Raw genomic sequence first — 1,618 nt, 5'->3', positions numbered from 1 at the left:
GGCGGCGGCGGGCACGGTTACGGAAACGGCTTTCGACGGGGCGGGCCGGGCCTCGGGGAAGGGCAAGGAGCCCGAAAGGAGCGGGGAGGCAGCCGGGGCGGCCTCGGCCGGTGCCGTCGGGTCGCGGTCCGCGCCGCTCGTGCCGGCCGCCCCGGTACCCGCTCTCGCGCAGGGCCTGCCGCTCGGCTTCGGGATGATCGAGGACCTGCCCGACTTCGTGCCGCTGCTGGAGCGGATGCGGGGGCGGCTGGACCGGTCCCTCGCCGATGACCTGCTGCCGCGCACCCAGTCGGCGGACCGTAACGACAACGTGCAGCGGTTGCTGCGCGTCCTGGACCGGGACGGTTCGGCGGGCCTGCTGTCGAGCGCGATGGACGGCGGGGTCGGGGTGGAACTCTTCGACGGGCGAAAGCGGCCGTACCGGGCGGTGTTCGCCGTCCGGCGGGCGGGGCCCGGCACGTACGTGGAGACGGCGTCCGACGGGCGGGACATGGAGTACATCACCTCCGCCGCCGCGCAGCGGGCGTCCGCCCACGACGAGAGCGACTCGCGGGGCGTGGAGGCGGTCCTGGCGGGTGCCGGAAAGCCGGACGGCGGGACCGGGCAGGTGAAGAGCGTCGGCGGGGCGGCCGGGCTGGGCCTCGGGTGGAGCGGCGCCCGGCGTACGGCGTCGTCGGGGCGGGCGCAACTGGGCGTGAAAACGGTTGCCGAGGCGAAGGCGCCCTCGTCACGGATGAACGTACCCGTCCAGGCCTCGCTGGAGGTCTGGTCGGGCGACCGCCGGGTGGCCCTGTCGAGGCTGGACGGCCTGTCCTTGACGCACCGGGTTCTCGACGCCGACCTGAACGCCCTGTCCAGGGTCACGCCGGTGCCGCCCGCGCAGGCCGGGGTCCGTCGTGCTGCCGGGGTGGACGACGCGCGGGCGGACCGGCTCGGGCCCTGGCGGGCCGATGGCTTCCGGCTGCCGATGGAGGCGCAGGTCAACGGCTTCTCGGGGGCGCCGAGGGTGCAGCAGGCGGTCGACGAGGCCGTGCGGCGGGCGGGGGGCGGTAACCGCTTCCGGACCCGCGGCGAGGCGGCGTACCACCTGCTGCGCGAGGCGGTGTCCACGGAGTGGCTGATCTCGGCGCTGCCGCTGCTGACCGCGGCGGGCGTGGACCTGCCGCCGGTGCACGCGACCGGCGCGTCCGGTCAGGATCTGCGCACCTCGCTGCACGCCCGGCTGCGGGACGGGCGGGTGCTGGGCGTCGTGGACGAGATGACGTTCGAGACGGTGGCGCAGAGCGGCCTGGACGCGCCGCGTCCCACGGGTGCGGACGGGCAGCGGGCGAACGAGCACGGCTCGACCGCGCGCGGTGTGTTCGGCGCGGGTGTGCTCAACGCCGACCAGTTCCGCATGAACCAGCTCCTCGGCACCGTCGACGGCTCCGGCAGCGCGACGGCGACCGCCGCGAACGCGGCCGGCTCGATGCCGGTCCACAAGCCCAAGTCCGCTTCCGTACTGGCTCAGTTCACGCTGGACGTGCGCGTGGTCGCCCGCGTCACCGACCGGGTCCGGGGCGGCCCCGCCTCGACCGCCGTCCAGGACATCACCCTCCCCACCCCGGTGATCCTCCGC

The 1,618-nt window shown here is 75.6% G+C and carries 1 pseudogene; it reads left to right on the top strand.

Annotated features, from left to right (window positions below):
- Positions 1-139 precede the first annotated feature (139 nt).
- Positions 140-1,618: pseudogene (locus BZL64_RS38280) on the top strand (hypothetical protein); the annotation flags it as partial.

Origin of the sequence: Streptomyces bobili (assembly GCF_002154575.1) — a bacterium.
Taxonomy (GTDB): domain Bacteria; phylum Actinomycetota; class Actinomycetes; order Streptomycetales; family Streptomycetaceae; genus Streptomyces; species Streptomyces bobili.
This window is presented reverse-complemented; position numbering and strand designations above follow the sequence as displayed.